Annotated in this window: 15 protein-coding genes; 7 read left to right on the forward strand and 8 right to left on the reverse strand. The window is 33.4% G+C overall.

Features of this window, described 5'->3' with window-relative positions; all coding sequences use genetic code 11:
- Positions 1-40: 40 nt before the first annotated feature.
- From CIGNP109_RS05155 to CIGNP109_RS05165, 3 genes are read left to right on the forward strand one after another with little or no spacing between them, the layout of a single operon-like run.
- Entirely contained in the window at positions 41-1,063 is a 1,023-nt protein-coding gene (locus CIGNP109_RS05155) for a hypothetical protein (protein WP_086225086.1), read from the forward strand.
- Positions 1,053-1,574, forward strand: a complete 522-nt coding sequence (locus tag CIGNP109_RS05160; RefSeq protein ID WP_086225087.1) for a hypothetical protein — start codon at positions 1,053-1,055, stop codon at positions 1,572-1,574. Before CIGNP109_RS05155 ends, CIGNP109_RS05160 begins: the two co-directional genes overlap by 11 nt.
- Positions 1,571-2,098, forward strand: a complete 528-nt coding sequence (locus CIGNP109_RS05165; RefSeq protein ID WP_086225088.1) for a hypothetical protein — start codon at positions 1,571-1,573, stop codon at positions 2,096-2,098. The genes CIGNP109_RS05160 and CIGNP109_RS05165 overlap by 4 nt, the downstream gene beginning before the upstream one ends.
- Here the strand turns inward: CIGNP109_RS05165 and tilS are convergent.
- From tilS to panC, 3 genes are read right to left on the reverse strand one after another with little or no spacing between them, the layout of a single operon-like run.
- The gene (gene tilS / locus CIGNP109_RS05170; protein WP_086228469.1) at positions 2,064-3,062 is read right to left on the reverse strand and encodes a tRNA lysidine(34) synthetase TilS; all 999 of its coding nucleotides are present in this window, start codon (positions 3,060-3,062) and stop codon (positions 2,064-2,066) included. The two genes, CIGNP109_RS05165 and tilS, sit on opposite strands and share 35 nt — an antisense overlap.
- A complete protein-coding gene (rimO, locus tag CIGNP109_RS05175; RefSeq protein ID WP_086228470.1) occupies positions 3,053-4,360 on the reverse strand; it encodes a 30S ribosomal protein S12 methylthiotransferase RimO in 1,308 nt (435 codons plus the stop codon). The genes tilS and rimO overlap by 10 nt, the downstream gene beginning before the upstream one ends.
- 1 nt (position 4,361) lies before the next feature.
- On the reverse strand, positions 4,362-5,183 hold the full coding sequence (gene panC, locus CIGNP109_RS05180) for a pantoate--beta-alanine ligase (protein WP_086228471.1): 822 nt from the start codon (positions 5,181-5,183) through the stop codon (positions 4,362-4,364).
- 125 nt (positions 5,184-5,308) lie between these two features.
- On the opposite strand from panC, the gene prfB reads away from it, so the two are divergent.
- The 4 genes from prfB to CIGNP109_RS05200 all read left to right on the forward strand — a co-directional run bounded on the left by prfB (position 5,309) and on the right by CIGNP109_RS05200 (position 7,857).
- Positions 5,309-6,409 carry a peptide chain release factor 2 gene (gene prfB / locus CIGNP109_RS05185; protein WP_086225092.1) on the forward strand — a complete coding sequence of 367 codons (1,101 nt, stop codon included), beginning with the start codon at positions 5,309-5,311 and terminating at the stop codon, positions 6,407-6,409.
- Between the two features lie 9 nt (positions 6,410-6,418).
- Positions 6,419-6,745: a type II secretion system protein gene (locus CIGNP109_RS05190; RefSeq protein ID WP_086228472.1), complete on the forward strand. Its 327-nt coding sequence runs from the start codon at positions 6,419-6,421 to the stop codon at positions 6,743-6,745.
- The gene (locus tag CIGNP109_RS05195) at positions 6,742-7,167 is read left to right on the forward strand and encodes an SEL1-like repeat protein (protein WP_086228473.1); all 426 of its coding nucleotides are present in this window, start codon (positions 6,742-6,744) and stop codon (positions 7,165-7,167) included. The genes CIGNP109_RS05190 and CIGNP109_RS05195 overlap by 4 nt, the downstream gene beginning before the upstream one ends.
- A 432-nt stretch (positions 7,168-7,599) precedes the next feature.
- Positions 7,600-7,857 (forward strand): hypothetical protein, encoded by a 258-nt coding sequence (locus tag CIGNP109_RS05200; protein ID WP_086228474.1) that lies wholly within the window; start codon positions 7,600-7,602, stop codon positions 7,855-7,857.
- Between the two features lie 98 nt (positions 7,858-7,955).
- Here CIGNP109_RS05200 and accA read toward each other — a convergent pair whose 3' ends face one another.
- From accA to gpmI, 5 genes are read right to left on the reverse strand one after another with little or no spacing between them, the layout of a single operon-like run.
- Positions 7,956-8,888 (reverse strand): acetyl-CoA carboxylase carboxyl transferase subunit alpha, encoded by a 933-nt coding sequence (gene accA, locus CIGNP109_RS05205; protein WP_086228475.1) that lies wholly within the window; start codon positions 8,886-8,888, stop codon positions 7,956-7,958.
- Positions 8,888-10,099, reverse strand: a complete 1,212-nt coding sequence (locus CIGNP109_RS05210) for a beta-ketoacyl-ACP synthase II (protein ID WP_086228476.1) — start codon at positions 10,097-10,099, stop codon at positions 8,888-8,890. Before CIGNP109_RS05210 ends, accA begins: the two co-directional genes overlap by 1 nt.
- 44 nt (positions 10,100-10,143) lie before the next feature.
- A complete protein-coding gene (acpP, locus tag CIGNP109_RS05215) occupies positions 10,144-10,377 on the reverse strand; it encodes an acyl carrier protein (protein ID WP_086225098.1) in 234 nt (77 codons plus the stop codon).
- 57 nt (positions 10,378-10,434) lie between these two features.
- Entirely contained in the window at positions 10,435-11,178 is a 744-nt protein-coding gene (gene fabG, locus CIGNP109_RS05220; RefSeq protein ID WP_086228477.1) for a 3-oxoacyl-ACP reductase FabG, read from the reverse strand.
- A 10-nt stretch (positions 11,179-11,188) separates the two neighbouring features.
- Positions 11,189-12,652, reverse strand: a complete 1,464-nt coding sequence (gene gpmI / locus CIGNP109_RS05225) for a 2,3-bisphosphoglycerate-independent phosphoglycerate mutase (protein WP_086228478.1) — start codon at positions 12,650-12,652, stop codon at positions 11,189-11,191.
- Positions 12,653-12,699 lie beyond the last annotated feature (47 nt).

Below are 12,699 nucleotides of genomic sequence, written 5' to 3' on the forward strand. Positions count from 1 at the left end.
AAGCTAAATTGGCTAAAATTTTTAAAATTTAAGGTTTAATATGTCTGGTTTAATCTCTTGGGTTCGTGGATTTTTGACTACTTTATATGTTAGTGTTATTATTAAAGATAATCAGTGCTATCTGTACTCACGTGCTGTAAAAGGCGATAAGATTATAGGTAGTAATGAGGCTGTATTTGATGTTCATAATGGCGTAGTTGATTATAAACTTGTTGATTATCTTAAAAAGCGTACCAAGCAGTATCACTCAGTATATCTAGCTGCTATGCTTAATAGCCCTAAGCAGTGGGCGCTTCCAGCTGTAGATGCTAGAGGATTTGAAAAATTTAATATCTCATACAATCTAGTTGCTAAGATTAAAATGAAAGGTTGGAGTATTGTTGTGCCCGATAGTGAGCTAACTAGTTTTGAAGAGACATTAAATGGACTAAAGCCTGATCTTATTTATTCTCCATTTGGTATTTTGCACTCACTTATTAAAGAGTCCCCAAAAAAAGGTAAAATTTTATATATGCTACATATGAATGATAATAATACTATCATGATTTTTGATGGCGAAGATATGAAATTTGGTGCATATTTTGATACTAGAAAAGAAAATGATGGTTTTGATTATTATGATAAGGTCTTTAGTAAAGAGGAGAGCGCAGATTTAGATAATGTTATCGAAGAAGAGCAAGATAGACTAAGCAAACTTGGAGGCCTAGGTGATATTGGCGGTGGATTTAGCGATTTTGATAATGTAGATAAAGATGATTTTGAGGATATACAGCATGAAGAGATTGCTAATGCTAATAAAAAATTAGAAGATAGTGTACGAGATATTGGTAAAGAAGTTACACTAATTAGTAATATCAAGCTTGCCATTACTGAGTATTATCAAAATAAAAATTACTTGGGTGATTTTATCGAGAGTGTTGTAATATTTGATGGACTAAGTCTTGATAATGAGTTTTTGATTATGGCAGAAAATGAGCTAATGCTAGATATTAAGTTAATTAAGCAAGATATTGATAAGCTAATAAATAATATGATGATTAGAGAGATTTGCAATGAGTTATAGTTTTATCAAGCCACGAGTTAAGCCGTTATTTTCTCTTTTTACTAGAATTTGGCTTTGGACAATGTTTTTAATAGGAGCAGCTTTTATATCTGGAGCAATTTTTATTGGAATGCAAATTTTTAATATAAATTTACAATCTGATGAGTTACAAGCTCAATACGATGCTAAATTTAAAGCTATTAATGAGTTGAAAAATCAGACTAAAATCACTTCTATAAAGCGTGATATGACTCTTGATATCTATCATAAAAATGCAATTTTAAATAAAAGTTTGATGAATTTATTTAATCTAGTTCCTGATGGAGTAACTCTTAAAAGCGTTCATATGGAAGAGTATATGCTAAAAGTAAAAGGATTAACACCAACAAAAGATCGTTTTAAGTTACTATTTGAAGCACCATTAAAGTCAATATTTGCTGTATCAAATACCACATTTTATCAGCTTCCAAATGGTTGGTATAATTTTGTAAGTATTAATAAAAATAGCCCTAATGGAGAAGTTGGCAAATGAGAGTAGATAGAAGTCTAGAAAATATCGACCTTACTAAGCTAGCAATTTATAGTTTGATTTTTGTGATTTTTGTGCTAGTAATGGTTTTTGCTGTGGCTATGCCTTCAATTGATAAATACAAACAAGCTGCGCAGATTCGCAGTGAAAAAGAGGTAAATTTAGCTAAAATTAACCAGCTTTATAATGATCATTTAGCAACCTATGAAAAGTTAAAACAGCAAAATACAAAAGCGTTAGAGTCGCTTAAAAATAGCTTTAATCAGATGAAATTTATCGGTGTTGCTGGGAAGTATTTTGATAATATCTACTTTACTAAGCCAAAAACTATAACAAGCAATTCTAAATATATAATTAGCGAAGCTAATGTAAGTGCTACAATGAAAAATCCGCAAAATTTATATGATTTTATCGCTGATATGAATACACATGATAATCTTATCAGAGTTGATTTTCCAGTTAAGATGGAGTCAAGAGATGGATATATACAAACTAGCTTTGTGATAAAAATTTATCAAGAACCTTAAGACGTTCTAAATTATTTGCTAGATATGGACGAAGCAAGGCCGGAACTTTTAGGATTCTAAATTTATCTTTTAGTTTCTTATCCATTATGGTTTTTATAAATGGAGCGATAAAGTAATATTTTTTATTTGATGTAATTGTGATTTTATGCGATATTACGCAATCATTTTGAGTACAAATTTGACGAGTCTTTTGACTCATTAGTACGCCTAGCCTTTTGCAGGCTTGATCTATTAGATAGATTGAATTTTGCGATTTAGCCACTATAAAGAGCTCTCCATCATTATATTCAAACTCACCTAAAAGTAGCTTTGCATCATCCCTTAAAAGCTCTAAGCTTTTTTTAATTCCATTTCTAAATTGCTCTACAAAAGAATCACTAAATTCAGCCCTAATTTTATTACGGGTAAATTTTAGATTTTGATTGGAGTTATCTATGAAATATTTTATATTTTGAGAGTGTAGAAATTCTAAAATTTCACTACGGCTAACACTTAAAAGCGGACGAAATACTCCTATTTCTCTATTTTGAGATTTTAGGTACCTTGTACTAAATTCGCTCATTCCAGCTAGTCCCACAGCGCCACTACCTTTAGCTAGTTGCATTAATAGCCATTCAGTTGCATCATTTAGCTGGTGTGCTAAAATCAAAATTTCATAACCAAACTCACATATTATAGAGTCAAAAAACTCATATCTAATTTTACGAGCTGTCATCTCAAAATTGGAGCTGGTTAAATTTAAATTAGCTTTATGAATAAATATTTTTTTATTAAATTGTTTGCAAAGTTTTATAGCACTTTGTTCTTCAGTATTGCTACTAGGGCGAGTTTGATAGTTTACCATTGCACAATCAAAGCTTACTCCGGCTTTAACTAAAAGATAAAAAAGAGCTGTACTATCTACTCCGTGTGAAAAAGCTAGCAGGGCCTTTTTGTCTTTTAATGGTTCTAAATTTAACTGCAAACAATCTGTCCAATTAGTTTATCATTAACAAATTCAGTGATCTGACAATCATAAATTTGTCCTACTTTTGGATTTTCAATCTCGCTATCATTGATAAGAATCTCACCATCGATATCTCTATCCCAAATTATAGCCTTAGCGCCATAAAACATATCGCCTTCGCTGCTTGTACCATTAATTTGTACTTTGATAGTATTTCCAATTAAGCTTTTAAAGCTCTCATCAATGCTAGATTTTATAATCTTTTCGATCTTATTTAATCTTTGCGTGATAATCTTTGGCTCTACTTGTTCCATTTCATAAGCTAGAGTATCTTCTTCTTTGGAGTAAGCAAATGCACTGATTCTATCAAATTTAAATTTGCTTAAAAACTCACAAAGCTCATCAAAATAGCTATCTTTTTCTCCTGGATGGCCTATTATGATTCCAGTACGCAAAAAGCTATTAGGTGCTTCTCTCATCATTTTCAAAAGCTCAATTATCTTATCTTTATTAGCACCACGACGCATTATCTTTAGCATCTCATCATTTATATGCTGTATAGGCATATCAAAATAATTGACAAATACTTTGGAATCAATAATTTTTTGAATTAGTTTTGCGTTGGTAGTTGTAGGATATAGATATAAAATTCTAGCTGCATTTATCCCTTCTATCTTTTCAACCTCATCTATAAGAGCTATAAGCCCTTCATTTTCTCCATGATCACGCAAGAATGAGCTGCTATCTTGTGCGATAAAGCTAAAATCATTATATCCTCTACTAATTAGCTCTTTTATCTCATCAACGATACTTGAAATTTCTCTACTTTTTAGCTTTCCTTTAAAGCTAGGAATTGCACAAAAGCTACATTTTTGATTACAACCTTCAGAGATTTTGATATATGCGTGATAGCTTGAACCAGTAATTACTCTTTTGGTATTGGCTGCTTGCAAGTATGTTTCTGGACTAAATAGATTTTGTTTTTTAAGGATTATCTCATCTATTTTAGCATAATCTCCAACGCCAGTAAATATATCTACCTCTGGTAACTCACGCATAAGCTCATCTTTATATCTTTGCATTAAGCAGCCAGTAACTACTAAAACTGAATTTGGTTTTTTATAACTTGCTAGCTCTAAAATTGTACTTATGCTTTCGCTTTTAGCATCTTCTATAAAGCCACAGGTATTTACTATCATTACATCAGCTAAGCTAGGATCATCTACTAAATCATACGCACTTAGTCTTCCAAGCATGATCTCGCTATCAACTAGATTTTTATTACATCCAAGTGAAACTAAATATAAATTTGCCATATTACACCCACAAATTATCAATTAAGCGTGTATTGCTTACATATACAGCAATTAAAATAATAGTATTGCCAAGCTCAATGCTATCAATCGGTTTTAAATTCTTATCCACAATTGCTATATAATCAACTTTTAAAGGCTCTAGACAGCTACTCATTGCATCTTTTATCTCAAGAGAGTTTAATTTATTTGCTTTAATTAAATTGCTAGCTTTCATCAAAGACCTTGAGAGTTTTAATGCTTGAGCTAATTCATCATCATTTAAGTATGAGTTACGACTCGAAAGTGCTAAGCCATCGCTAGAGCGAACTATATCAACAGGAACTATATTAATTGGCATAAATAGCGATTTTACCATATGCTGTACTATTAAAAGCTGTTGAGCGTCCTTTTTGCCAAAGTATGCGTTTGTAGGATTTATGATATTAAAAAATTTAGTTAATACTGTACAAACACCATCAAAATGTCCAGGCCTTGTAGCGCCTTCGAGTGTGCTAGATAGCTCTTTTGGTGCTAAGATTTTTGGCTCTATTTGGCTATAAATTTCATTAGCATCAGGCATAAATATTGCATCTACTCCACATAATTCACATATTTTAATATCAGCCTCAGGTGTTCTAGGATATCTATCTAAATCCTCACCGGCTAAAAATTGTGTTGGATTGACAAAAATGCTTACTATAGTATGATCATTTTGTGATACAGAGCTTTTTAATAGCTGAGCATGACCGGCGTGCAAAGCACCCATTGTCGGCACAAAGCCTACATTTCCACTGCAAGTAGCACGGAATTGACGCACTTCTTGTACTGTTTTTAATATCTGCATAAGACTCTCTTTTGAAATTTTTAATCTATAATTTTAGCATAAATTTCTAAAAATTTTTCCTTTAAATAATTAAATTTTAACCATATTTTAGATAAAATTTCGCCAAAAATTTAAAAGGTAAAACTTTGGATAACTATGAGTATAACGAACTTTTAAAGGGTTTAAAGATCAAGGTTGATAATATTGCTAAAGTTGTAAATCCCTCTTTAATACAATCAAGACTTAAAGAGATTGAAGCTTTAGAACAAGACCCTAGCTTTTGGAGTGATGTCCAAATGGCTGGACAAATAGGTAAAGAAAAGACCAAATTAAACTCTATGCTAGCTAAATTTCAAAATGCTAAAAACTCATTAAATGATGCTATAGAATTATTTGATTTAGCAAATTCAGAAAATGATTTAGATACTATAAATTCGCTATTTGAGGACTCTGTTAAGTTAGAAGAGACTATTATAAATTTAGAAGTTGCCATGATGCTAAGCAGCGAAGATGATAGCAAAAATGCTATTGTAAGTATTCATCCAGGAGCTGGCGGAACTGAGAGTAATGACTGGGCTAGTATGCTATATAGAATGTATCTAAGATTTTGCGAAAGAGAAGGCTTTAAGGTTGAGACTTTAGATTTTCAAGAGGGCGATGAGGCTGGATTAAAAGATGTTAGCTTTATTGTAAAAGGTGAAAATGCTTATGGCTATTTAAAGGCTGAAAATGGAATTCATCGTCTAGTAAGAACCAGCCCATTTGATAGTGCTGGTAGGCGTCATACGAGCTTTTCAAGTGTAATGGTAAGTCCCGAGATTGATGATGATATCGAGATTGATATTGATGAAAAAGATATAAGATATGATTATTATAGAGCCAGTGGAGCAGGTGGCCAACATGTAAATAAAACTGAATCAGCCGTACGCATAACTCACCATCCAACCGGAATCGTAGTTCAATGTCAAAATGATAGAAGTCAGCATAAAAACAAAGCTACAGCTCTAAAAATGCTCAAATCAAGGCTATATGAGCTAGAGTTAGAAAAGCAAAGAGCAGCTAGCCAATCAGTAGAAAAAAGCGAAATGGGCTGGGGTCATCAAATTCGCTCATATGTTTTATTTCCATACAAACAAGTAAAAGATAATAGAAGTAATATCGCCTACTCGCAAGCTGATGCAGTTTTAGATGGTGATATCAAAAAGATAATAGAAGCTGTATTGATTAGTCAAAAATCAAGTAATTAAAGGGAGATAATGAGTGTAGAACTAGTGCTAACTGGACTTGGATATAATGTAAATGATGCGCTTGTAGAGCAGGTAAAAAGAGTTTTATCAGCATCTGATTTTGATGAAAAAGAGATTGAGCATATTATAAATTTACATGAAAAAATAAAACATAGCGATGGGTTTGTCGCTCTATCTAATAGTGAAGATAAATTTAAAATCAAATGTGAAAGTACTATTCCAGAGATTATTGATGAATTTAATGAGATTGTGCAGTCATGGGCTAGTAAGTATAAAATTATCATAGAAAAACTAGCTGGTAAGCAGACCTATTATATATTAAGGAGGGAGGATTGAGACAGGTTATAGTAGCAGTTTTAGCTGGGTTTATTCTGGCTGGTTGTGTGCAAAAATTCCCTGGGCCAATTACTGTTAAACCTGAGCCAATCAACATTAGCGAACAAGAGGTTAAGGCTAAGATTGATAACTTTTATAGTGAATGCTCAAAGCTAAAAGATGCCTTTAAATGCAAAAGAGTAGCTGATGATATTTATAAAAGTGGAGATTTTAGAAGTGCAGCAATCGCTTATGATATGGTTTGCTATGGTTTTCAATATATTCCAGCTTGTAAGCAGCTTGCAGATATGTTTGCTCATGGCGATGGTATGCCAAGAGATATTGACACTGCTGCAACAATCTATCAAATTGCTTGTAATAACGGTGATAATAACTCTTGTGATTTAGCTAGAAATTTAAGAGCGCAAAATCAAAATCGATAATCTTTAGCCAAAGAGAAAATCTCTTTGGCTATTTAATTAAAATTTATAGTTATAACCTAAATAAGCACCATAATCCATTCTATTTTATAACCTTCTAAACCTGTAGATGTGTAATCGCTTTTTAGATAAATTCAATCTCATTGCTATCATTTATCGCATAAATACTACCAAGCTTCAATCCAAAATACCGCCTGTTTTAGTATCACCTACTTTTTGTGTTGAGCCATTATTGTCTGTATCAATACTTTCTCCTTTTGTTATAGCTACCCAATTAAAGCTTTAAAACTATCATTAATCGATGGAGTGTATCTTGCTCCTAAGATGATGTTATGTGATTTGAATTTTATTTCATTATTGCTATAGTTTGAATCATTTATGTCAGATTTATCTCTAGACTACATTTTATAGCTGTATCCAGTCCAAACTCTATAGATGTCAAAATCTTTACCAAATTTAAGGCTTAATTCTCCAATTACATCTAAAGTAATTGGGCAAAATGTAGCAAAAGTTAGAAAAGAGCGCAAGGTTTCGCAATTATCTTTATCTTTATCTTTGGATATGGGGTATAAATCTGTAAGTGTAGTAAGTTTTGCTGAGATTAGTCTAAAAGGAGCCCATTTTAATATTGCTCACTTACTTCAAATATCTACGATTTTAAATGTGCCATTAATAGAGCAATTATCTAATTAAGTTAAATTTGGGTAAAAGGATTAAAGATATTTTAGGCCTAATGAGTAAAATAGATTAAAATTTAGCCAAGTTATACTAAAACCTGGCTAAATAGTCAATTATTCATAAGCTCCAACAGAGAGTATTTTTTCCATTCTAGCGCTTACTACTTCATCAATTGATAACTTCTCAAGCTCTTCTAGCTTAGTTCTGATATACTCACCAACAGCAGCTATAGCGCCATCTTTATCCCTATGCGCTCCCATAACTGGCTCATCAATAACATCATCGATTAAATTTAGCTCTTTTAAATCATCGGCTGTGATTTTCATAGCTTTTGTAGCAGCTTCGCTTTTGCTAGGGTCATTCCATAAAATTGCTGCACAACCCTCTGGCGAAATAACAGAAAATACTGAGTTTCTCATCATCGCAAGCCTATCGGCCACACCAATAGCTAAGGCGCCTCCACTACCACCTTCGCCAATAACTATAGCAATAGTGCGAGTTCTAAGCTCACTAAGTTCAAATAGGTTTTTAGCAATTGCCTCGCTTTGACCACGCTCTTCAGCACCAACACCAGGATAAGCACCCGGAGTATCAATCAAAAATATTACAGGAATTTCAAATTTTTCAGCCAATCTAGCTACACGAAGGGCTTTTCTATAGCCTTCAGGATGAGGCATACCGAAATTTCTCATAATTTTATATTTTGTTCCACGGCCTTTTTGTTCGGCTATGACAATTACCTTTTTATTGCCTATGTAGCCACTATAACAGACAATTGATGGATCATCAGCGTAAGTTCTATCGCCGTGAATTTCATAGCTATCAGTTAGAAGAGCTCTGATATAATCAAGTGCATAAGGGCGATCTGGATGTCTAGCTAAATTTAATCTTTGGAATTCATTTAAATTTTTATATGTTTTTGCTATCTCTTTTTCTAAATTTTTGCTTAGGATCTCAATAGCATGCTCATCGCCTTTAATTTTAGCATTGGCGATATCTTCATCAATCTGTTGAATACCTTTTTCAAAATCAAGATAGCTAGCCATTATTTTAGCCTTTTGAATATGACTGAGCCATTAGTTCCACCAAAGCCAAATGAGTTGCTCATTATAGCATTTAGTTCGCAATTTCTAGCATTATTTGGAGTATAGTCTAGATCGCATTCAGGCGCTCTGTCTGTTTGATTAATTGTTGGTGGGATAATGCCTTGATCCATTGCCATAATAGAAATAACGGCTTCAATAGCACCAGCAGCACCTAAGCAGTGGCCTGTCTGACCCTTAGTAGAGCTAATAGCTGGGATATTATCGCCAAATACAGCTTTGATAGCAGCAGTTTCATTGGCATCGTTTGCTGATGTTGATGTGCCATGAGCGTTGATGTAGTCAATTTTGATATCTCCAGCCATTGATAGGGCTTTACTCATAGCTCTTTGTGGGCCATCTTGACTTGGGCTTGTGATATGATGAGCATCACCGCTTTCTCCAAATCCTGCTACTTCAGCATAGATTTTTGCGCCTCTAGCTATTGCACTTTCATACTCTTCTAGCACTAATGCACCAGCACCTTCTCCCATTACAAAGCCATCTCTATTTGCATCAAATGGTCTTGATGCAGCTGCTGGATCGTCGTTTCTTGTAGATAGTGCTTTCATCGCAGCAAATCCGCCGATACCTACAGGGCAGATAGCAGATTCAGCACCAATTACTAGCATAGCCTTTGTCTCGCCTATCATTATACTTTTAGCTGCTTCGCATATAGCGTGAGTTGATGCAGCACACGCTGTTACGCTTGATAAGTTTGGACCTTTAAGATTGTGAGCTATACTAACTAATCCGCCAAGCATATTTACCAAAGCAGAAGGGATAAAAAACGGAGATATTTTTCTAGGGCCTTTTTCTAAGCATATATTAGAATTCTTTTCTATATTAGGTAGGCCACCGATGCCAGCAGCTGAGCTAACGCCAAATTCACTTGGATCAAAATCTTTGAAATTCGCATCATCCATAGCGTCTTTAGCGGCTTTTAAGCCTAATTGGATAAATCTATCTACCTTTTTTATCTCTTTTGCTTCCATTATAGTAGCTGGATCAAAATCATCTATTTGAGCAGCTATTTGTACTGGAAAATCAGTAGCATCAAATAGGGTTATCTTTTTTACACCTGTTTTGCCATCGCAAATATTTTTAAAAGATACATCTTTATCAAGACCTAGCGCAGTTATCATGCCTAAACCAGTTACTACCACTCTTTTCAATGCTACTTCTCCTAAAATTTAAATTTAATCACTTAATATTTTAATTATTTTTTTAGACCTTCAACATAATTTACAACATCTGCGATGCTAATTAATTTTTCGGCTTCGCTATCTGGGATTTCTACATCAAATTTTTCTTCTAAAGCCATAACAAGCTCAACAACATCTAGTGAATCAGCACCTAGATCTTCAATTATTTTTGACTCCATTTTTACTGCGTCAGCTGCAACACTTAGTTGTTCTACAACAACATCTCTAACTTCGTCAAATATTGCCATAATTTTCTCCTAAAATAAAAATGAGTGTAATCTTACTATAATTTGGCTTAAAGTTTTCTACATATATAGGCCACCATTGATTTTAAGGGTATCGCCTGTGATGTAGCTTGCATAATCGCTTAGCAAGAACGCTATTGCTGTGGCTACCTCTTTAGCTTCTCCAAATCTTTTTAATGGAATATTTGCTGAGTAGTGTGCTTTAATTTCATCACTTAGAGCATCGGTCATATCTGTAGCTATAAATCCTGGAGTTACGCTATTAAATCTGATATTTCTACTAGCACCTTCTTTGGCAAAACTTTTACTCATTGCTATCATGCCGCCTTTGCTAGCTGAGTAGTTGGTTTGGCCTGCATTACCCATTTCACCAACTATTGAAGCTACATTTACAACTGAACCAAAGCGTTTTTTGCTCATTACTTTAAGTGCCTCTTTACAACCAATAAATGCGCTTTTTAAATTTGCATCAATAACGCTATCAAAGTCATCTACACTCATTCTTAAAGCTAGTTTATCATTTGTAATTCCCGCATTATTTACTAGATAGCTTAACTCTCCATCGCTTTGAATAATTAGATTTATAGCTGCTATAAAATCTTCTTCATTTGTTGCATCAAATTTAACAACAGCAGCACTTCCGCCACCAGCTTCTATTTGAGCTTTTAAATCATCTGCAAGCTTAGGATTTGATCTATAATTTATCCAAACTTTAAGTCCAAAACTAGCTAAAACTTTACAAATTTCAGCACCAATTCCACGGCTTGCACCAGTAACTAAAACATTTTTTCCGCTAAATTTCATTTATTATCCTTTAAAATAGTGGTTTATCCATAACTTCTGGAATTTCTAAATCCATTAATTTTAGTATTGTTGGAGCTACATTGCTTAGCCCGCCGTATTCTATTGAGTTTATACCATCAGCTACTACATAGTTAAATACATCAAATGTTGTATGATTAGTTAGTAATTCGCCATCGCTACTTTGCATTGCTTCGCAGTTTCCATGATCGCTAATTTGCATATATGAGTAGCCATACTCTTTAGCTTTTGCAATCACTTTACCTAAGCATTCATCTACTGCTTCAACTGCTTTTATAGCTGCGTCATAGTTTCCAGTGTGACCGACCATATCACCATTTGCATAATTTACTACTATAAATTCAATCCCATTTTCTATGCCTTTTATCACCGCATCGGTTACTTCATATGCACTCATAGCTGGCTGTTCATCATATGTTTTAACTTTTGGACTTGGTATTAATACTCTTGTTTCATTCTCTACAAGATCCTCTTTGCCACCATTAAAAAAGAATGTTACATGAGCATATTTTTCAGTCTCGGCAGTGTGGAGTTGTCTTAATCCATTTTTTGCTATAACATCAGCTAATGTATCTTTAATATCATCATTTTTAAACATTATAGGAAAGCTAAATTTATCATCATAGTTTGTCATTGTAATTAGATTTTTGCAGTAAGTTTGACGATTAAACTCAGTAAAATCATCACTAGCCAAAGCAGCACAAATCTCCCTTGCTCTATCATTTCTAAAGTTGATAAAGATTATTCCATCATCTTTTTTAATTCCACCAAAATCTATAAAACTAGCTGGTTCTATAAACTCATCAAATATCTCTTTTTGATATGAATTTTCCATATATTGGACTGGAGTTATTGTTTGTAAATTTTCATTTTGAGCTATGATTTTATAAGCAGTTTCTACTCTATCCCATCTTTTATCCCTATCCATAGCATAAAATCTACCGCTGATTGAGGCAATGGTAAATTTGTTTTGTAGAGATTTGATGAAATTTAATCCAGTTTTTGGATTGACATCACGGCCATCAGTGATAGGGTGAGCATAAACCTCTTTTTTATTTGCGATACAAATTTGACATATAGCATCAAAATGATTTATATGTGAGTGTACACCACCATCGCTATAAAGACCAATAACATGAACTCTATTTACTTTATTTAGTAGCTCTTTTAATTCTGGATTATCTTTTAATTTGTCTGATTCTATTGCTTTGTCAATCTTAACTAAATTTTGATATAGGATTCTTCCACTGCCAATAGTCATATGGCCAACTTCGCTATTGCCCATTTGCCCATCAGGCAAGCCCACAGCTAGACCGCTAGTTTTTAATAAATTTTTAGCAGCATTTGCTTCTAACCACTCATATGTTGGCTTTTTAGCAGCATTAAATGCATTAAATTCATTGCTTGGATTATATCCAATTCCATCAGTGATTACCAGTATAGATTTTTTGCTCATTTGGTTATGTCCTTATTTAAGCATATTTTAGGCACAATTTTAACATT

The sequence above is a fragment of the Campylobacter sp. P0109 genome (assembly GCF_002138755.1).
In the GTDB taxonomy this organism is placed as follows: Bacteria; Campylobacterota; Campylobacteria; order Campylobacterales; family Campylobacteraceae; genus Campylobacter; species Campylobacter devanensis.